Below are 18131 nucleotides of genomic sequence, written 5' to 3' on the forward strand. Positions count from 1 at the left end.
TCCATTAAACAATTAATGGAATCATGATCTGGGCGCGCCGACTCTGTCAAACAGGGCGCTACGGCACCGGCTTCGTCGTGGGTGCCGTGGCCTCGCGCTGGTGCGGGATCAGGCCGGGCGGCAGCTCGCCCTGCTGCACGTTCACCGTCCTGACCGGGGCGGGCACCCGGATGCCCTCGGCGCGGTAGCGCTGGTGGAGCTGCTTGATGAACTCGTGCTTGATGCGGTACTGGTCGCTGAACTCGCCGACGCCCAGGATCACCGTGAAGCTGATCCTGGAGTCGCCGAACGTGTGGAAACGCACGGCCGGTTCATGGTCGGGGAGGGCGCCTTCGACGTCCTTCATGACGTCCTCCACGACCTCGGTCGTGACGCGCTCGACCTGCTCCAGGTCGCTGTCGTAGCTGACACCGACCTGGACCATGATGGACAGGTCCTGCTCGGGGCGGCTGAAGTTGGTCATGTTGGTGCCCGCGAGCTGGGCGTTGGGGATGATGACGAGGTTGTTCGACAGCTGACGCACCACCGTGTTGCGCCAGTTGATGTCGACGACGTAGCCCTCCTCGCCGCTGCTGAGCCGGATGTAGTCGCCCGGCTGCACCGTCTTCGCGGCGAGGATGTGGACGCCCGCGAAGAGGTTGGCCAGGGTGTCCTGGAGGGCCAGGGCCACCGCGAGTCCGCCCACGCCGAGCGCCGTGAGCATCGGGGCTATGGAGACGCCGAGCGTCTGCAGGACGACGAGGAAGCCCATCGCGAGCACGACGACACGGGTGATGTTGACGAAGATCGTCGCCGAGCCGGCGACGCCCGACCGGGACTGCGCGAGGGACTTCACCAGGCGGGTGACCACGCGGGCCGCAGTCAGGGTCGCGGCCAGGACGAGCAGGGCGGTCAGCGTCATCGAGACGTTGTGGCCGGTCCTGGGGGTGAGCGGAAGAGCGGCGGCGGCGACGCCCGCGCCCGCGGTGATCGCCGCGCAGGGGACCAGCGTGCGCACGGCGTCGACGAGGACGTCATCGCCGCTCCACCGGGTCCTGCTGGCCCGTTCGCCCAGCCACCGCAGGATCATCCGCAGCAGCAGACCCGCCGCGATGCCGGCGGCCACCGCGATGCCGGCGGTGATCAGGTCGTGCCATGTGAGGGCTCGCTCCATCAGTTCCTTCTCCAGGTTGTGCGGGCGCGCCGGACATGTGTTCGCATCCGGCGTCGCGAGCGTCATCCTGCCCCATGGGTACGGCGCCGTTGCCGGGGGCCCGCACCCAGCTTGCCCTCAACTCACCGGGCCCGGGGCGCTCTCCGGCATCCCGCGCCGCATCACCTGACTTCAGGTTGCGAGGACGACCGCTTCCTGAGGTGCCATCAGGAGGGCGAGGCGTGACCCCGGCCCCGCGAAGGGGGTTCCCGGGCGGCCGGAGATATGCAAGTCTCCTCCCTAATCTCCGGGAGAGGCCGTTGACCCACTGGTCAACAGGGCTGCCCTGGCCTCGACATGAGGTGAAGAAGTGTTGCGGAACGGGACACGGGGGCACGATCTCGCCTCACTGCGCCGACTGAACACCACCGTCGTGCTGCGTGCCCTGCACCGCCGCAGCCCCCAGACCCTCGCCGAGCTCGCCGCCGGCACCGGACTCTCCCGGCCCACCGTGGAATCCGCCGTGGAGGAGCTGACCGCGCACGGCTGGGCGGGGGAGGCCGAGCGCGACGAGAGCGAGCGCGCGCCGGGGCGTCCCGCCCGGCGCTTCCGCTTCCGCGTGGAGGCGGGCCGCGTCGTGGGCGCCGACATCGGCCTGCACAAGATGGTGCTGCTCCTCGCCGATCTCGGCGGCACGGTGCTCGCCGTGCGGCGCGACGACATCGACCCGGAGCTGGGCGGAGCCCAACGGCTCGATCTCCTGCGCGAGGGCCTCGAAGCCTTCCTGGACGAGCACTCCGTACGGCGCGACGACATCCTCGCCCGCTGCGTGGGCGTACCCGGCGTCGTCGACGCGGGCTCCACCATCACCTCCCGCGTCATCCCCGAATGGTCCGGCGTCGACCTCGGGCGGCTCCTCGCCGACGGGGAGGCGGGGCACACCCTCGTCGAGAACGACGTGAACCTCGCCGTCCTCGCCGAGCGCTGGCAGGGCGCGGCCACCCTCGCAAGCGACGTCGTCTGCGTCCTGACCGGCCACCGCGTGGCGTGCAGCCTCACCATCGGCGGTCGACTGCACCGGGGGCGGCGCGGCGGCGCCGGCGAGCTCGGCCTGCTGCCGCTGCTCGGCATGAACACCGCGCAGGACGCGCTGGGGTGGAAGGGCGACCGGCGTCCGGGCGAGTCCGAGGTGGCCGCACTCGCCCGCGCCGCGGACACCGGTGACCCCAGCGCCCTGGCGGCCGTCGCGGACTTCGCCGACCGCATCACACCGGGCATCGCCGCGCTGGCCCTCGCCGTCGACCCGGAGCTGGTGGTGCTCACCGGCGGCGCGACTCCCCTCGGCGGCCATCTCGTGCCGCTGATCGAGGACAGGCTGCGCCCGCTGACCCTGCACGTGCCGCGCATCGCGCTGAGCACGCTCGGCGAGCAAGGTGTCGCGATCGGCGCCGTACGCAAGGCACTTGACCAGGTCGAATCCGATCTCCTGACGGATGCGGCGCCGTAGGACCGCGAAGAGATCCAGAACTCCCGAAGACCCCAGGATCCCCCAAGGACAGCCCGGAAGCGGAGGAGGCGCTCATGCGCAGGAGGACTCTGCTGTACGGAGCGATGGCGGCGCCCCTGCTCGCCGCCTGCTCCGGCCAGAGCGACGACGGCAAGGGGAGCGGTGGCCGTACCACCCTCTCGTACGGAGTGTGGGACGTGGCCCAGGTGCCGGGGCTGCAGAAGGTGATCGACGCCTTCGAGAAGGAGAACCCCGGCATATCCGTGCGCATGGAGCTCACGCCCTGGTCGAGCTACTGGACCACCCTCAAGACGTCGATGCGCGGCGGCACGGCGCCCGACGTGTTCTGGATGAACGCCGTCAATCTCCAGCTGTACGCGTCCAGCGGCGTCCTGGAACCCCTGAGCGGCCACATCAAGAGCGACCGGACGCCCGTGGAACGCCATCCCGAGTCGCTCGTGAAGATCTACGCCTACCAGGGCACGCAGTACGGCATACCGAAGGACTTCGACACCATCGGCCTCTGGTACAACAAAGCGCTCTTCGACAAGGCCGGCATCAAGTACCCGGACACCACGTGGACTTGGGACGACGTGCGCGACGCCGCCGCCGAACTCACCAACCCGCGAGAGCGCGTACACGGCATGGCCGCCGAGATGGACCGCCAGTGCCAGCTCTACCCCGCCATTCACGGAGCGGGCGGCTACGTCCTCGAGGACGGGAAGTCCGGCTTCGGCGACGAGCGCTCCATCGAGGGCCTGCGCTACTGGACCGACATGATCGACCGCGGCTGGTCACCGCCGCAGAGCGCGATGGTCGAGTCCAAGGCGCGCAACCGCTTCTGGTCGGAGAAGGCCGCCATGGTCTACGAGATATCCGCGTTCGCGGGGCAGTATCACGCTCTTCCCGCGATCAAGGACCACGGTGGCGTCACCGTCCTGCCCAAGGGGCGCGAGCGCGCCACGATCATCCACGGCCTCGCCAACGTCATCTCCGCCAAGAGCCGGAAGAAGGCGGCGGCCTGGAAGTTCGTCCACTTCATGGCGGGCCGCAAGGCCGCCGAGATCCAAGCGGCGGCGGGCATCACCATCTCCTCGTACGAGGGGACGCAGGACGCCTGGCTCAAGTCGATGCCCGAGTTCGACCTGAAGCACTTCATCGAGATGCAGGAGTACGCCGTGCCGTACCCGAGCTCGAAGAACACCGCGGTCTGGGAGAACCTCCAATACCCCCTCCTGGGCGCCGCGTTCAGCGGAAAGGGCGGCGTCGAGAGCGCCGCACGCACCCTGGGCGAGCAGATGGACCGAGCCCTGAAGGGGGAGCGCGCATGATGAGCGTCTTTCCCTCCACGGCGGCCGCGAAGAAATCCAGCCGCAGCAGGTCCGTGTCCGCCGCCGCGCCCAAGTCGCCCACCCAGCGCGCCGCTTACCTCTTCATCGCGCCGCTCGGCATCGGCTTCGCCGTCTTCTACTTCTGGCCGCTGCTCCAGACCTTCTACTACAGCTTCACCGAGTTCGGGACGTTCGGCGGCAACACCTGGATCGGCACGGACAACTACGTCCGCGTCCTCAAGGACGTCACCGCCTGGCAGGCGCTCGGCAACACCCTGATCTACTGCGTCATCGGGCTGCTCGCCCTGCCGCTCGCGATCGGTGTCGCGGCCCTGCTCAACCGGCGCGGGCTGCGTGGCGTCCCCGTCTACCGCGCCCTGTACTTCATCCCGTTCGTCACGCTGCCCGTCGCCGTCGGTCTCGTCTGGAACTGGCTCTACAACGGCGACTACGGACTGATCAACGAAGTCTTCGAGTGGTTCGGCGCGGACCGCCGCTACTGGGTCTCCGACCCCTCGACCGCGGTCTACGCGATCGGCACCGTGATGGTCTGGTCGACCACCGGCTACTACTTGATCATCTTCATGGCGGGCATCAAGGGCATCCCACAGGACTACTACGAAGCCGCCGAGCTGGACGGCGCCGGGCCGCTGCGCCGCTTCTTCACGATCACGCTGCCGCTGCTCAGTCCGACGATCTTCTTCGCGTCCATCATCTGCATGATCAACTCGCTGCAGACCTTCGACCTGATCTACATCATGATGGCCGAGAAGAATCCGGCGATCGGCGACACCCAGTCCGTGGTGAGCCTCTTCTACAAATGGGCCTTCGTCGAGAACGCACAGGGCGCCGCCGCCGCACTGGCCTTCCTGCTCATGCTGATCATCGCGGCGCTGACGCTGGTGCAGTTCAGGCTGCAGAAGAGGTGGGTGCACTATGCGTAAGTCCTCGCCCCGTCGGCGTGTCAATGCCGGTTCGGTCGCCACCCACGCCGCGCTCTCGCTCGGCGCCCTGGTGATGGTCTTCCCCTTCCTGTGGCAACTGCTCACCGCGGCCAAGTCCCTCGCCGAGACGGCAAAGGTGCCGCCGACCTTCCTGCCCGACACCTGGAACTGGTCGAGCTTCGAAGAGGTCTTCACCGCGCTGCCGTTCCGGGACATGCTGTTCAACAGCGTCTTCAACACCGTGGGGCGCACGGTCGGACAGCTGGTGTTCTGCTCGCTCGCCGCCTATGCCTTCGCGCGCATGCAGTTCCGGGGCCGCAACGTCCTGTTCGCGCTGTTCCTGTCCGTCCTCATGGTGCCGAGCTCGCTGCTCGTCCTGCCGCAGTACGACATCATCCAGCGGCTCGGCCTGCTCAACTCGGCGCCCGCCCTGTTCCTGCCGGGCATGTTCAGCGCGTTCGGGACCTTCATGCTGCGTCAGTTCTTCCTCACCCTCCCCAAGGAGCTGGAGGAGGCCGCGCGGATCGACGGCGCAGGTTCGTTCCGTGTCTTCTGGTCGATCATGCTGCCGCTGGTGCGGCCCGCGCTCGCCGCGCTCGCCGTCATCACCGCGATGTGGTCGTGGAACGACCTCCTGTGGCCGCTGATCGTCAACACCGACCCGGAGAAGATGCCCATCAGCGCCGGACTGACCTCGCTGGAGGGTCAGTTCGAGACCAACTACCCCGTGATGATGGCCGGTTCGCTCATAGCGAGCCTGCCCATGCTCCTCGTCTACGTCTTCCTGCAGCGGCACTTCGTACAGAGCGTCGCGCTCACCGGCTCCAAGAGCTGATCCCCCAGCAGCCGTCCCCTGCCAGGCACCAGGAAAGGTATCTCCCTTCATGCGACCGCTTCACATCGGCCTGATCGGGGCGGGCGGCATCGCCCGCGCCCATCTCCCCGGCTGGCTGGAACTGGGTGCGCGCGTCAGCGTCTACACCGTCGACGGCTCGGCGGAGAAGCTCGCCGCCGAGTACGCGGGCCGCGAGGTCACCGCGGCGGCGGACCTCGGCCACCTGCTCTCGGAGTGCACGGCCGTCGACATCTGCACGCCCACCCCGACCCACAAGGAACTCGCCCTCGCGGCCGTCGCGGCGGGCCGCCACGTCATCTGCGAGAAGCCCCTGGCCTTGAGCGCGGTGGACGCCGAGGAGATCGCGGCAGCCGCCGAAGCGGCGGGCGTCCGGCTGCACCCCGCGCACGTCGTGCGGTACTTCCCGGCGTACGCGGCGATGCGACAAGCGGTCGAGCGAGGTGAGCTGGGTGACCTCGCGGTGCTGCGGTTCACGCGCGGCGGGGCGCGGCCGCAGTGGGCGCCCTGGTTCGCGGACCCCGCCAAGTCCGGCGGCGTCATCATGGACCTGATGGTGCACGACATCGACATCGCCCGCTGGGTCGCGGGCGACGTGGTCCGCGTGCACGCGCAGACGCGGGGCGTCGAGCACGCCACGGGCGGCGCCCGGGCCGAGGTCGTGTCGGCGACCGCCGTCCTCACCCACGCATCCGGAGCGATCAGTCACATCACCGGCCTCTGGGGCCTTCCGGACCAGCAGTTCCGTACGACGTTCCGCGTCGCGGGCGGCGACGGGCTGCTGCGGCACGACTCCACGTCCGTGCCCGGCTACCGGATCACCGCGCAGGGGGTGCGCGCGGCCAACGAGGGCATCCCCTCGAGCCGGATGACGGAGAGCCCCTACCTCTCCGAGCTGCGGGAGTTCGCGGCTTCCTGGGAGGAGGGCGGCGCGGAACCGCGCGTGAGCGCGCGGGACGGCATCGAGGCGGTGCGGGTCGCCGAGGCCGCCGTCGAGTCGAGCCGTACGGGCCGCGCCGTCGAGATCGCAGCGAGCCGGGCTCACGCGGTCCGGACGGGAATCCAGGAGGTCACGCGATGAAGGTCGCCGTTCTGTCGTTCGCCCACGTCCACGCGGCCGGGTACCTGCGGCTGCTCGCCCGGATGCCGGGTGTCGAGGTGATCGGCAGCGATCCGGACAGCGGGTCGGCCGCGCCCGGTGAGGTGCGGGGACGCGCGTTCGCCGAGGAGAGGGGGGTCGCGTACGCCGAGACGTACGAGGAAGCCTTCGCGTGGGGCCCGGACGCGGTGATCGTCTGCTCCGAGAACGCGCGCCACCGCCCGCTCGTGGAGCTCGCCGCGTCCCGCGGCGTGGACGTCCTGTGCGAGAAGCCGCTGGCCACGACGGTCGAGGACGGCGAGGCGATGCTCGCGGCGTGCCGGGAGGCCGGCGTGCGGCTCGCGGTCGCCTTTCCGGTCCGCTTCAGCCCGGCGTACGCGGCCGTCAAGGCGGCGGTCGCCTCCGGAGAGGCGGGCCGGGTGCTGACCGTGTCCGGCGCGAACAACGGCTCCATGCCGAGCTCGCGGCGCTGGTTCGCCGACCCCGAACTCGCGGGCGGCGGGGCTCTGATGGACCACACCGTCCACATAGCCGACCTGCTGGACGACCTGTTCGCCGATGCCCGCCCCGTCGACGTGTACGCCCAGACGAACAACCGCATGTACGAGGGCGAGGTCGACGCCGAGACCAGCGGTCTGGTCACCGTGACCTACGACAACGGCTCGGTGGCCACGATCGACTGCAGCTGGTCGCACCCCCGCTCGCACCACTCCTGGGGCGGGCTCGAACTCACCGTGGTCGGCGAGCGGGCGACCCTGGAGATGGACGCCTTCGACCAGTCGGTCCACGGCTACAGCGAACGCCACCGGCAGGGGCTCGAACTGCCCTTCGGCGCCGACCTGGACGAACGGATGCTGCGGGCCTTCCTGTACGGCCCGGGTGAGGGCGGCATGGACGTGGCGGATGGGGAGGGCGGCCTGCGGACGTTGAAGATCGTGACGGCGGGCTACGCGTCGGCCCGGAGCGGGGCGCCGGTGGCGGTGGGCTGAGCGGGGAGGCGAAGGGACGCGGCCGCTTGCCGGTTTTCCTTTGTCGTGCGGCTGTGTTCGGTGAAGTGTCGGGCGAAGTTGCTGTCTGTCGGGCGGTGGGGTGGCCGTGCGTATGCAGGTGCCGCTCGGGGGCGTGCCTGCCTCGTGGACGTACCCGCCTCGTACGCCGCCCGATGCGTGGGCAGGTGGCGTCCGGTGCGTGTTGTGGCCGGTCAGGGGTGGGTGCAGCCGCCGGCTTCTCAGCCGCCGAACAGCTGTGTCCAGTACGTGCCCGCCGAGCCGCCGCCCGCGAAGCCGACGCCGAGGTGGGTGAAGGACGGCTTGAGGATGTTGGCCCGGTGGCCGGGGCTGTTCATCCAGCCGTCCACCACCTCGGCGGGCGTGCGCTGACCGCAGGCGATGTTCTCGCCGATCGCGCGGTGCGTGCTGCCCGCGGCGGACGCGCGGTGCCAGGGTTCACCGCCGTCGGGCGAGGTGTGGGAGTAGAAGGCACGGGCGATCATGTCCGCGCTGTGGCCCTGCGCCGCCACGGTGAGGAGCGGATCGGAGGCGAGGGGGCGCAGACCCGCGGCCGTCCGTTCGGCGTTGGTGAGACGGAGCACGGCCGACGCCCACTCCGCGAGGCCCTGCCTGCTGAACGGGGTGGCCCACAACGCCGTCCAGTAGACATCGCCGGAGCGCGCGCCGGCGGCGCAGGCCACCCCGACGTGCGTGTACGTGCGGCTTCGCACCGTCCGCCCGGACTCCTCGCCGGAGAGGCAGTACTCCACGAAGTCGGCGGGCGAGCGCGGCCCGGAGACCAACTGCTCGCCGATGGCCAGATACGCGTACCCACCGGCGACGACGCGCTGGTAGAGGGACGTGCCGTCCGGGTGCTGCGAGCTGAGCGTGGCCCGCGCCGCCATCCCGGCGGCATGCGCGCCCGCGGCGGCGGTCAGCCGGGCGTCGAGGGAGACGGGAGGCGCGCCTGCCGAAGCCCGCGCGGCGTTGACCAGCGGGAGGAATCCGTCACCGGGGGCGGGCGCACCGGAGGGCGCCACGGCCGGGAGGCCCGGAGAGGGGCGGGAGGGATGGGAGGGGCGGTAAGGCTGCGGCACGCCGGCAGGGGTGGCCCGCGGCGTTGGACCGGCACCGGCCGCCACCGGACCACCCGCCGACGGCCGCGTGGCTTCGTCCTCCGCCACGTCCACCCCGAAGTCGCGCGCCACCCCGGCGAGCCCGTCCGCGTACCCCTGACCGAGCGCCCGGAGCTTCCACCCCGCGCCGCGGCGGTAGATCTCCGCCAGCAGCAGCACCGTCTCGCGGTCGGGACGCGGCGGTGTGAAACGCGTCACCAGCCGACCGCCGGGCCCGTGCACCTGGAGCGCTATGCGAGGAAGGCGGCCCAGGGGCGTGCCCGGTTCGGCGGGGCTCACGGCCACGGTGACGCGGCTCGCACCCGCACGCAGACGCCGCCCGTCGACCGTGACCGTGTCGCCCTGCAGCCGGGCGCCTGCGGTGGCGGGCTGGTTGTAGAAGACGAAGTCGGCGTCGCCCGCGACCTTCCCGCTGTCACCCGTGACGATCACGGACAGGTCGAAGGGACCGGGCACCCGGAGGGTGACGGCACCGTCCGGCAGCGGCACGTTCCCCCCGGCAACCAGCTCGTTCATGCAAGGAACAACGCGAGGGCGGCGCCTCCAGGTTCCCGCCAGGGTCACAGACCGGGGCACACGGCGCCGGAAGCACCGCTTCGAGGCAGAGGCACCACCTCAGGGCAGAGGCACCGCCGCAAGGCGGAGGGCGGCTGAGACCGGAGGCGGATCCGCGCCCGAAAAGCCGCGTATTAGCGTGGGGGTCACGGGAAAGCACAATTCACCGACAGGATCCGAGGTGCCCGGCAGATGGCAAGCCGCAGCGAGAGCCGTACCCAGCTCGTAGAGGGACTCATGGAGCGGTTCCCGCAGGTGCCGCGAGAGGCGGTGATCAAGGAGGACCTGCTCAGGGGCGGGATGGCGTTCGACGAGTCCGCGCTCAGTGATACCGCCAACGAAGCTTCCGGCGAGGTCAAGCCGAAGTCGTACTTCATCTTCTCCTTCGACCACAGCACCCTGCCAGAGCTCGGCGCCGCCGCCCTGCGCCGCCCGCCCGAGGAGATCGTCCTCACCGGTGGGCCGTACGACCTGCGCCGCACGGTCGTCTCGGTCCGCGTGAACCCCTCATCGCCGTACCGCGTCGCCGCTGACGACCACGGCGTACTCGGCCTCTACCTGGACGGCGTACGCATCTCCGACGTGGGCCTGCCGCCGATGCCGGACTACTACCGGCACACCCTTGAGAACGGCAAGTCCGTGATGGAGGTGGCGCCCACCATCCAGTGGGGCTACCTGATCTATCTGACGGTCTTCCGGGTCTGCCAGTACTTCGGCGCCAAGGAGGAGTGCCAGTACTGCGACATCAACCACAACTGGCGCCAGCAGAAGGCGGCGGGCCGCCCCTACACGGGCGTGAAGCCGATGGACGAGGTCCTCGAAGCCCTCGCCATCATCGACAAGTACGACACCGCGAAGTCCTCCACCGCTTACACGCTCACCGGCGGTGCCATCACCTCGCAGATCGGCGGCAAGGACGAGGCCGACTTCTACGGGCAGTACGCGAAGGCCATCGAGGAGCGCTTCCCGGGCCGCTGGATCGGCAAGGTCGTCGCGCAGGCCCTGCCCAAGGCGGACGTACAGCGCTTCCACGACTACGGCGTGCGGATCTACCACCCGAACTACGAGGTGTGGGACCCCTATCTCTTCGAGCGCTACTGCCCCGGCAAGGAGCGCTACGTCGGCCGTGACGAGTGGCACCGCCGCATCCTGGACTCCGCCGAGGTCTTCGGACCGCGCAACGTGATCCCGAACTTCGTGGCGGGCGTGGAGATGGCGGAGCCGTTCGGATTCAAGACGGTCGGCGAGGCCATCGACTCCACCGTCGAGGGACTGCAGTACTTCATGTCGCGCGGCATCACGCCCCGCTTCACCACATGGTGCCCGGAGCCCACGACACCCCTGGGCAAGGCGAATCCGCAGGGCGCGCCGCTGGAGTACCACGTGCGGCTGCTTGAGGCGTACCGCGCGACGATGGAGGCCAACGGCCTCACCTCGCCGCCCGGTTACGGTCCCGCGGGGCCGGGGCGCGCGGTCTTCTCCGTCTCGTCCTTCATGGACAGCCTGGCCCCGGACGAGGCGGCCGAGGAAGCCGGCGAAACGGTGGCGAGCTAGGGCGCGGCCAGCGCCGAAAGGAGTCGTTCGGCCTCCGCCGTCACCGAGGTGAGGGCGGAGGCCGGGTCGGGCGAGCGGGCGAGGAGCATGCCCGCCTCGCACAGCGCGCCGAACATCATCTGGCAGCGCACGCCCAGATCCCCGCCGCCGAAGTGCCCCGCGGCCGCGGCCGCACGCATCCCGCCGGTCAACACCCGTAGCGTATGGGCGTATTCGATCTCGCGGACGGTCTCCCAGCCGAGGACCGCGGGCGCGTCGAGCAGCACGATCCGCCGGAACCCCGGGTCGAGGCAGTGCTCCAGGAAGCGGCGGCAGCCGCGCCGCAGCGCGGACCACGCGTCGGACTCCTGTGCCGCCGCGCGCTCCAACTCCGCCGCGATCTCCTGCTGTTCACGGACGAACACCGCGTGGAAGAGGTCAGCCTTGCCCCGGAAGTGGTGGTAGGCCGCGCCCTTGGTGACCCCGGCGGCGGCTGCCACGGCGACGATCGAGGTCGTCGCGTACCCGCCCCGGCCGAAGAGCTGTTGCGCCGCGGTGATCAGCTGCGCGGTGGTCGCGTCGGAGCGCTCCGCCTGTGTACGGCGGGCAGTTGGCCGCGCTGAGGGCGCTGAGGGAATCACGGTCGGCTCCTCTTGACGAACATACTCAGGGTACGTAGGTTCCGCACCAGTTGCATACCTCCGGTATGAAAGAGAGTTGAGCATGACAAAGCCGCTCTTCGCAATCTACGGAGCCTATGGCCACACCGGACGCCTCGTGGCGGCGGAACTCCTCGCCAGAGACGCGGAGTTGCTGCTGGTCGGCCGCGACACCGACGCGTTACGGGCGCTGGCCGACGAACTCGAAGCGGGGCAGCGGGTACGGACCAGCACCGCCTCCGTCGACGACGCCACGTCCCTGCGCGAGGTGATGACCGCGGCCGACGTGCTCATCCAGTGCGCGGGCCCCTTCGCGATCACCGGCGCGCCCGTCGCCGCCGCTGCCGCGGAAGCCGGCTGTCACTACATCGACCACGCTCTCGAACCCCATCACGTGAAAGGCGTCTTCGACACCGCGCAGGGCGCGGCGCAGCGCACCGGCGCCGTCATGATCCCCGGACTCAGTTTCTACGGCGGCCTCGGCGACCTCCTGGCGGGAGCGGTGTCGGACGGCATCGCGGGCATCGACCGGATCGTCGTCGCGTACGCGGTGAGCGGCTGGCGGCTGACCACCGGCGCCAAGAACACCGCGAGCCACCTGTTCGCCGAGACCGAACGCCTCACCTTCGACGGCGGTGTCCTGCACGCGGGCTACGTGGAACCCCGCAATGCCGTCTTCCCCTTCCCGCCTCCGCTCGGCCCACGCTCGATGATCGCGCCGTTCCCGTCGAGCGAGGTCGTGACGGTGCCGCGCCATGTCCCGGTCCGCACCGTCGACTTGATGCTCAGTACCAGCGCCTTCGAGGCCGAGGAGGCGTTCGAGAGCGAGCACATCGGTGCGGCCGAACGGGCGGAGACCGACTTCACCATCGCCGTCCAGGCGATGTGGGAAGGGGGCAGTGTGGCAGGGCAGTTGACGGGCCACGACCTGTGGCGGGCCGGAGCGCTCGCCTCGGTGGAGGGCGCGATGCGGATCGTGGAAGGGAGGGGCCCTACGAAGACCGGGGTCCTCGCACCCGGGGAGGCGTTCCCGGCGGAGCCCTTCCTGCGGGATCTGGAACGCCGGGGCGCGTTCACGCTGACGCTGCGGCGTGGAGAGGGGTGAGCGGGATGCCTTCGACCCCTTCGACGCCTGGGATGTCTTCCATGTCTTCAACGACCGACGAACCGGTCCTCGTCACCGGGGCCGCGGGCGGCCAACAGGGTTCCACCGGCCGTCATGTCGTGCGGCTGCTGCTCGATCGCGGCCAGGCGGTACGTGCCCTCGTGCGCACCGACGACGAGCGTGCCGCCGCGCTGCGGGCCATGGGCGCGGAGGTGGTCGTCGGGGACCTGCGCGAGATCGGGGACGTGCTCGCCGCGGTGCGGGGTGTGCGCCGCGCCTTCTTCACCTATCCGGTGACCGACGGCCTGCTGGAGGCGACCGGCGCGTTCGCGGCCGCCGCCCGGCGCGCGGGCCTCGAACGCGTCGTCGAGGTGTCCCAGCTGGCGGCGGCCCCGGACGCGGGAACACCACGGATGCGGCAGCACTGGGTCGCCGAGGAGGTCTTCGACTGGGCGGGGGTCGGGGCGGTGCACCTGCGTGCCGGGGTCTTCTTCGAGAACCTGGACTTCCTGGTACGGGCGGGCGGCGGCCACGAACTCGCGATGCCGCTCGGCTCCCTGGACACGGTGCTCCCGCTGATCGCGGGGGAGGACGTGGCGCGGGTGGGCGCGGGACTGCTCGCCGATCCGATGCCGTCGTGCCCGGACCCCGTGGTGCTGCTGACGGGCCAGGTGCTTTCCGTGGCCGAGGTGGTGGAGGCCTTCGGCGGCGGCCTGAAGTACGCGGACATGGCGCCGGGGGAGTGGCGGGAGCGGGCGATGTCCCTGTACGGGGACGCGCACGTGGTGGCCCACCTGGACAAGCTGTGGGAGCTGTTCCGCCTCATCGGCTCACACCATGAGCTGTACGAGGTGACGCCGTCGATCGAGCGGTTCGGGGGGAGGGCGCCGGGGACGCTGCGGGAGTTCGTGCGGGAGCGCCGGGGCTGAGATCCGCGTCCGGCGGTACTTTTCCCGGCCCTGGCTCTGGCCCTGGCAGGTCCGGGGCGGAGCCGCCGGTACGTCCGCGGTGCGAGCACGGCTTTCGGGAAGGGCCGGGGTTGAGGAATGATCGATCAAACGGCGACCCCGTCCACCCGTACCTCCGGAGGATCACGTGCAGCAACACCCCGTCACGGCAGTGACCGGCGGCAGCCGCGGCATCGGCGCGGCCATCTCGTCCCGTCTCGCCAAGGACGGCCACCACATCGCCATCGGCTACCACTCCGACGCCGAGGCGGCGGAGAAGGTGGCCGAGACCGTCCGCGCGACAGGCGCGGGCGTCCGCTGTGTGACCGTCCGGATGGACACCGCCGATGAGGCGGACGTCGACCGCCTCTTCGAGGCCGCCGCCGAACTCGGCCCGGTCACGGGCCTGGTGAACAACGCCGGGATCGGCGCCCCGGTGGGCCCCCTCGCGGAGGCCGACGTCGCCGCCATGCGCCGCGCACTCGACGTGAACGTACTCGGCTACCTCCTCTGCGCGCGCCGCGCGATCCGCGACATGAAGCGGACGGGCCTCGGCGGCGGCATCGTGAACATCTCCTCCGCGGCGGCCACCCTCGGCGCTCCGGGCGAATACGTCCACTACGCCGCCGCCAAGGGAGCCGTCGACACGATGACCGTCGGCCTTTCGAAGGAGGTCGCGGCGGACGGCATCCGTGTCAACGCGGTCGCGCCCGGCGTGATCTGGACCGAGTTCCACTCGGACCCCGAGCGCCCGGCGAAGCTCGCGGCGGGCATCCCCCTGGGGCGTTCGGGCCACCCCGATGAGATCGCGGCGGCCGTCGCCTGGCTGCTCTCCGACCAGGCGTCGTATGCGACCGGCACCATCCTGCGGGTGGCGGGCGGAAGGTGAGCCTGCGAGTGGCGGGCGGAAGGTGAGCGGGTCGGCGCGAGCCAACGGGCACGCCCGGCCGCCACAGTCCCTACGCTTGGCGCATGATCACCGAATCCGCCCGCATCGCGCCCGACGTCGTCATGCGCCCCGCCACGCCGGAGGACGCGGGCGGCCTCGCCCGCGCGCGCGTGCGCAGCCGCGCCCACCTGGAGCCGTGGGAGCCGACCCGGCCCGAGGACTACTTCACCTCGCAGGCGCAGGCCGCCCGGCTCCGGAGCCAGCTGGAGGAGTGCAGGGCCGGGCGGACGGCACCCTGGGTGCTCGACCGTGCGGGGGAGATGGTCGGCTCGGTCACTTTGTCGAACATCTCCCTGGGCCCTTTCCGCAGCGGAGTCCTCGGCTACTGGATCGGCGTCGACCACATCGGCCGCGGCCTCGCCACCGCCGCCGTCACGCAGGCCTGCGTGTTCGCCGACGCGGAGCTCGGCCTGCACCGCGTCGAGGCGGGCACCCTCCTCGACAACGTGCCTTCCCAGCGGGTCCTGGCCAAGTGCGGCTTCGAGGAGTTCGGTGTCGCGCCGGAGTACCTGCACATCAACGGCGCCTGGCGCGACCACCGGCTCTTCCAGCGGATCCTCAACGACCGCTGCCCATAACGGGCCCCACAAGGGGTCCCATAAGGGGCTTCACCTAGACGATGTCCTCCGCGATCTCCGCCTGCTCCCGCTCCGACCCGTACGCCGACGGTGTGCTGTAGGAGCGCCGCGCCACGAACCACCACACCGTGGCGAGAGTCAGCACCACGGCGAGCGCGATCGACGCGTAGTTCATGGAGCCGACCGTCACCGGCGAGACCTGCGGCAGGCAGAACAGGACCGTCACGAACGCCACCCAGACCACCGCGACCCAGCCGATGGGCCTGCTCCAGCGGCCCAGGTTCCACGGGCCCGGCTGGAAACGGTCGCCCGCCCGCAGCCGCAGGAAGATCGGGATGGCGTACGCGGGCGTGATCCCGATGACGTTGATGGCGGTCACGGCCGTGTACGCGGTCGTCGAGTACAGGGACGGCAGGGCGATGACCGCGGCGAGACCGACCGAGAGCCACACCGCGGGCACCGGCACCTGGGTGCGGGAGCTGACCTTGCGCCAGATCTTTGACCCGGGCAGCGCGTTGTCGCGGCTGAACGCGAACACCATCCGGCTGGCTGCCGCCGTCTCGGCGTTGCCGCAGAACAGCTGCGCGACGATCACGATGAGCAGCAGGGCCGTCGCACCTGACTCACCGATGGCATCGATCATGATCTGCGCCGGCGGTACGCCCGTCTCGGTGTTCTGGGTGCCCGCGTAGTCCTGGATCGCGAACGTCAGCCCGGCCAGCAGGACGAAACCGGCTATCCAGGACGCCCAGATGGCACGCACGATGCCGCGCGCCGCGGTCACCGAGGCGTTGGAGGTCTCCTCCGAGAGGTGCGCGGACGCGTCGTACCCGCTGAAGGTGTACTGCGCGAGGAGCAGGCCGATCGCCGTGACGTAGAGCGGGTTGTCCCAGCCGGTGTCGTTGACGAACTCACCGAAGACGAACCCCGGCGACTGGTGGTGGTCCGGCACGATCGCGAGGACGCCCACGATCACCGCGACACCGCCCACGTGCCACCACACGCTGATCGAGTTGAGCAGACTGACCAGACGTACGTTGAAGAGGTTCAGGACGGCGTGCAGCAGCAGGATGCAGAGGAAGATCAGGAAGGTCTTCTCGGGCGTCGGCGTGAAGCCGAACTTCAGGTTCAGGAACGCGCCGGAGAAGAGCGCCGCGCCGTAGTCGATGCCCGCGATCGCGCCGAGCAGGCCCAGCAGGTTCAGCCAGCCCGTGTACCAGCCCCAGCGCCGGCCGCCGAGCCGGTCGGCCATGTAGTAGAGGGCGCCCGACGTCGGGTACGCGCTGGTGACCTCGGCGAGCGCCATGCCCACGCAGAGCACGAAGAGGCCGACGCCCGCCCAGCCCCAGAGCATCACGGCCGGGCCGCCGGTGCCGAGCCCGAAGCCGTACAGGGTCATGCAGCCGGAGAGGATCGAAATGACGGAGAAGCTGATGGCGAAGTTGCCGAAGCCGCCCATCCGGCGTGCCAGGACCGGCTGGTAGCCGAGCTCCCTGAGCCGCTGTTCCTCGTCGGGCAGTGGGGCCGCGGTCGAGTCGGGACTCGACCAGGTGGTGCGGGACACGGATGTACCTCCGTCGGGGAGCGGTGGATCGGGGAGCGGGGTGGTGCCGATTCAGGGGGGGGGGCGGACCCAGGAGCGTGTTCAGCCCGGGTCTCGTACGGCGCTCTGGCAGCGCGTACGTGCCTGCATGAACACCTCGGCCGCCGCGTCCGCGTCGCCGGGCGAGCGCGTGCGGTACGTCCACGGAGCCACGGTGTAGAAGGGGTCCAGCACCTCGAACACGCGCGACGCGTCCGGGAATTGGTGTGCGCCCCACAACGCGTGGGCCAGATGGCTGAGGTCGAGGAGAGAGGTCGCCGCGGGCCGCGTGTGCTCGAACCACAGGTGCAGTGCCCGCACGGCGGACCGGGTCGCGTCCTCCCCGATCCAGTGCAGATCCAGGGCGTGCTCGGCGCCGCCGTCCTTGCGGTACCGCTCGACGCGCACATACAGGGGCAGTAGGTGGAGCGCGGAGCCCGCGGGTGCCGAACCGGACGCCCAGTGAGCGAAGTTGACGGCCTCGGTGAGAGGGCCTCCGGGGCGGCGGGTGTAGGCGAACTGCAGCATCCGGTGGTAGGCCTCGCGGTTGCCCGGGTCACGCTTGTCGGCCTCGGCGAGGAGGTGCCAGGGGCCGGGGAACAGCATCGGCTCGGGGGCGGGCACTCGGTGCTCGTCCCAGCGCTGCCCCTTGTCGAGCTGCGCGAGGGCGAGCAGGCAGACCCACGGCACGGGGTCCTCGGGCGAGGCGTCGATCGTGGCTCCGCACGCCGCTGCCGCCTCGCGCCACAGTTCGTTGGTGTGGCGGTGTCCGGCGCGGTGTGCGCGCAGTGTCCGCTCGACCAGGACCCTGGTGTGCAGGACGGACGCCGCGGCGCTGTGCGGTTCCTCGGCCTGCCAGGTCCTGATCACATCGGAACCGGCGACGGCGGCGGCGAGGATCTGCGTGCGTTGTGTCCACAGGCCCCAGTCAGGGGTCGAGTCGAGCAGGGTGCGCGTCGACACCCAGCGACCCGTCTTGAGGTCCTGGAGAACGGCGCGCAACTGTTCGTCGTGGCCCGCCGGGTGGTACACGGGGCGGCCTGACGGAGTGGGCATGAATCCTCTGTGGGGGAGGAGAGGGGTGGACAGGTGGTGGGCTCGCGGGTGGCGCGGTGATGTTGTTCGGCGGTCAGTGTAGAGCTGCAACTTCCGTTCACAGGGCAGTTCGTGGATCTTTTGGGATCGATTTGTGTTCAACTCCGCGCGCCGGTTAGCAATTTGAGAAAGAGTCA

Annotated in this window: 16 protein-coding genes; 11 read left to right on the forward strand and 5 right to left on the reverse strand. The window is 70.5% G+C overall.

The window, feature by feature from the left end:
• Window positions 1–58 precede the first annotated feature (58 nt).
• On the reverse strand, window positions 59–1153 hold the full coding sequence (locus tag AB0I94_RS23195; protein ID WP_363311509.1) for a mechanosensitive ion channel family protein: 1095 nt from the start codon (window positions 1151–1153) through the stop codon (window positions 59–61).
• A 349-nt stretch (window positions 1154–1502) separates the two neighbouring features.
• Here AB0I94_RS23195 and AB0I94_RS23200 point away from each other — a divergent pair, with 349 nt between their 5' ends.
• The 6 genes from AB0I94_RS23200 to AB0I94_RS23225 all read left to right on the forward strand — a co-directional run bounded on the left by AB0I94_RS23200 (window position 1503) and on the right by AB0I94_RS23225 (window position 7855).
• The gene (locus AB0I94_RS23200) at window positions 1503–2639 is read left to right on the forward strand and encodes an ROK family transcriptional regulator (protein ID WP_363311510.1); all 1137 of its coding nucleotides are present in this window, start codon (window positions 1503–1505) and stop codon (window positions 2637–2639) included.
• 74 nt (window positions 2640–2713) lie between these two features.
• Window positions 2714–3970, forward strand: coding sequence for a sugar ABC transporter substrate-binding protein (locus tag AB0I94_RS23205; RefSeq protein WP_363311511.1), 1257 nt, complete (start codon window positions 2714–2716; stop codon window positions 3968–3970).
• The gene (locus tag AB0I94_RS23210; protein ID WP_363311512.1) at window positions 3970–4914 is read left to right on the forward strand and encodes a sugar ABC transporter permease; all 945 of its coding nucleotides are present in this window, start codon (window positions 3970–3972) and stop codon (window positions 4912–4914) included. The genes AB0I94_RS23205 and AB0I94_RS23210 overlap by 1 nt, the downstream gene beginning before the upstream one ends.
• Window positions 4907–5749, forward strand: a complete 843-nt coding sequence (locus tag AB0I94_RS23215; protein ID WP_363311513.1) for a carbohydrate ABC transporter permease — start codon at window positions 4907–4909, stop codon at window positions 5747–5749. The genes AB0I94_RS23210 and AB0I94_RS23215 overlap by 8 nt, the downstream gene beginning before the upstream one ends.
• 49 nt (window positions 5750–5798) lie before the next feature.
• Window positions 5799–6848 carry a Gfo/Idh/MocA family oxidoreductase gene (locus AB0I94_RS23220; protein WP_363311515.1) on the forward strand — a complete coding sequence of 350 codons (1050 nt, stop codon included), beginning with the start codon at window positions 5799–5801 and terminating at the stop codon, window positions 6846–6848.
• Window positions 6845–7855, forward strand: a complete 1011-nt coding sequence (locus AB0I94_RS23225; RefSeq protein ID WP_363311516.1) for a Gfo/Idh/MocA family oxidoreductase — start codon at window positions 6845–6847, stop codon at window positions 7853–7855. Before AB0I94_RS23220 ends, AB0I94_RS23225 begins: the two co-directional genes overlap by 4 nt.
• 239 nt (window positions 7856–8094) lie before the next feature.
• Here AB0I94_RS23225 and AB0I94_RS23230 read toward each other — a convergent pair whose 3' ends face one another.
• The gene (locus tag AB0I94_RS23230) at window positions 8095–9507 is read right to left on the reverse strand and encodes a CAP domain-containing protein (RefSeq protein ID WP_363311517.1); all 1413 of its coding nucleotides are present in this window, start codon (window positions 9505–9507) and stop codon (window positions 8095–8097) included.
• Between the two features lie 231 nt (window positions 9508–9738).
• On the opposite strand from AB0I94_RS23230, the gene AB0I94_RS23235 reads away from it, so the two are divergent.
• Window positions 9739–11100 (forward strand): radical SAM protein, encoded by a 1362-nt coding sequence (locus AB0I94_RS23235; protein WP_363311518.1) that lies wholly within the window; start codon window positions 9739–9741, stop codon window positions 11098–11100.
• Here the strand turns inward: AB0I94_RS23235 and AB0I94_RS23240 are convergent.
• Window positions 11097–11720: a TetR/AcrR family transcriptional regulator gene (locus AB0I94_RS23240; RefSeq protein WP_363311519.1), complete on the reverse strand. Its 624-nt coding sequence runs from the start codon at window positions 11718–11720 to the stop codon at window positions 11097–11099. The two genes, AB0I94_RS23235 and AB0I94_RS23240, sit on opposite strands and share 4 nt — an antisense overlap.
• Window positions 11721–11802: 82 nt before the next feature.
• Between AB0I94_RS23240 and AB0I94_RS23245 the strand changes: the two genes are divergently transcribed.
• From AB0I94_RS23245 to AB0I94_RS23260, 4 genes are all read left to right on the forward strand, one after another.
• Window positions 11803–12843, forward strand: a complete 1041-nt coding sequence (locus tag AB0I94_RS23245) for a saccharopine dehydrogenase NADP-binding domain-containing protein (protein ID WP_363311520.1) — start codon at window positions 11803–11805, stop codon at window positions 12841–12843.
• Window positions 12844–12884: 41 nt separating this feature from the next.
• Window positions 12885–13772 carry an NAD(P)H-binding protein gene (locus AB0I94_RS23250; RefSeq protein WP_363311521.1) on the forward strand — a complete coding sequence of 296 codons (888 nt, stop codon included), beginning with the start codon at window positions 12885–12887 and terminating at the stop codon, window positions 13770–13772.
• 166 nt (window positions 13773–13938) lie between these two features.
• Complete coding sequence (locus tag AB0I94_RS23255) at window positions 13939–14679, forward strand: SDR family oxidoreductase (protein WP_363311522.1); 741 nt, start codon at window positions 13939–13941, stop codon at window positions 14677–14679.
• 83 nt (window positions 14680–14762) lie between these two features.
• Window positions 14763–15317: a GNAT family protein gene (locus AB0I94_RS23260; RefSeq protein ID WP_363311523.1), complete on the forward strand. Its 555-nt coding sequence runs from the start codon at window positions 14763–14765 to the stop codon at window positions 15315–15317.
• Window positions 15318–15351: 34 nt separating this feature from the next.
• On the opposite strand, the gene AB0I94_RS23265 is transcribed toward AB0I94_RS23260, so the two are convergent.
• Together AB0I94_RS23265 and AB0I94_RS23270 are read right to left on the reverse strand one after the other, a co-directional pair.
• The gene (locus tag AB0I94_RS23265; RefSeq protein ID WP_363311524.1) at window positions 15352–16881 is read right to left on the reverse strand and encodes an amino acid permease; all 1530 of its coding nucleotides are present in this window, start codon (window positions 16879–16881) and stop codon (window positions 15352–15354) included.
• Between the two features lie 81 nt (window positions 16882–16962).
• The gene (locus tag AB0I94_RS23270) at window positions 16963–17955 is read right to left on the reverse strand and encodes a hypothetical protein (protein ID WP_363311525.1); all 993 of its coding nucleotides are present in this window, start codon (window positions 17953–17955) and stop codon (window positions 16963–16965) included.
• Between the last annotated feature and the right edge of the window lie 176 nt (window positions 17956–18131).

Origin of the sequence: Streptomyces sp. NPDC050147, from assembly GCF_040660195.1 — a bacterium.
Classification (GTDB): domain Bacteria; phylum Actinomycetota; class Actinomycetes; order Streptomycetales; family Streptomycetaceae; genus Streptomyces.

Coding starts and splice junctions, on each gene's coding strand:
- AB0I94_RS23195 (WP_363311509.1), bottom strand. CDS start 1,153: ATGGAGCGAGCCCTCACATGGCACGACCTGATCACCGCCGGCATCGCG.
- AB0I94_RS23205 (WP_363311511.1), top strand. CDS start 2,714: ATGCGCAGGAGGACTCTGCTGTACGGAGCGATGGCGGCGCCCCTGCTC.
- AB0I94_RS23210 (WP_363311512.1), top strand. CDS start 3,970: ATGAGCGTCTTTCCCTCCACGGCGGCCGCGAAGAAATCCAGCCGCAGC.
- AB0I94_RS23215 (WP_363311513.1), top strand. CDS start 4,907: ATGCGTAAGTCCTCGCCCCGTCGGCGTGTCAATGCCGGTTCGGTCGCC.
- AB0I94_RS23220 (WP_363311515.1), top strand. CDS start 5,799: ATGCGACCGCTTCACATCGGCCTGATCGGGGCGGGCGGCATCGCCCGC.
- AB0I94_RS23225 (WP_363311516.1), top strand. CDS start 6,845: ATGAAGGTCGCCGTTCTGTCGTTCGCCCACGTCCACGCGGCCGGGTAC.
- AB0I94_RS23230 (WP_363311517.1), bottom strand. CDS start 9,507: ATGAACGAGCTGGTTGCCGGGGGGAACGTGCCGCTGCCGGACGGTGCC.
- AB0I94_RS23235 (WP_363311518.1), top strand. CDS start 9,739: ATGGCAAGCCGCAGCGAGAGCCGTACCCAGCTCGTAGAGGGACTCATG.
- AB0I94_RS23245 (WP_363311520.1), top strand. CDS start 11,803: ATGACAAAGCCGCTCTTCGCAATCTACGGAGCCTATGGCCACACCGGA.
- AB0I94_RS23250 (WP_363311521.1), top strand. CDS start 12,885: ATGTCTTCAACGACCGACGAACCGGTCCTCGTCACCGGGGCCGCGGGC.
- AB0I94_RS23260 (WP_363311523.1), top strand. CDS start 14,763: ATGATCACCGAATCCGCCCGCATCGCGCCCGACGTCGTCATGCGCCCC.
- AB0I94_RS23270 (WP_363311525.1), bottom strand. CDS start 17,955: ATGCCCACTCCGTCAGGCCGCCCCGTGTACCACCCGGCGGGCCACGAC.